The 389-nt window shown below is 49.9% G+C and carries 1 pseudogene; it reads left to right on the top strand.

The window, feature by feature from the left end:
- Positions 1-389, top strand: a pseudogene (locus A3750_RS04090) (ammonium transporter); the annotation flags it as partial.

The raw sequence follows: 389 nt of genomic DNA, 5'->3' as shown, positions 1-389 counted from the left end.
CTGTGGTTACGACATCATGTACGGCGGAGGTCTCTTCCTTGCAGATGTAGACAGCGTAGCATCAATGGACGAAGCAGCAGTAGCAGCGGTACTTGCATCTGCAACTGAAGCTGGCTTCGGCGACATGGGTGAGTACTCAGGTGCTTCTGACTTCTTCTTCCAGGTAGTATTCGTTGCAACAGCAATGTCTATTGTTTCTGGTGCAGTTGCTGAGCGTATGAAGCTTTGGGCTTTCCTAGTATTCGCAGTTGTCATGACTGGTTTCATCTATCCAATGGAAGGTTCTTGGACTTGGAACGGTGATGCAGTATTCGGCTTGTACGAGCTTAGCTACAGCGACTATGCTGGTTCTGGTATCGTTCATATGGCGGGTGCAGCAGCAGCCCTTG

Source organism: Oleiphilus sp. HI0079 (assembly GCF_001635105.1).
This window is presented reverse-complemented; position numbering and strand designations above follow the sequence as displayed.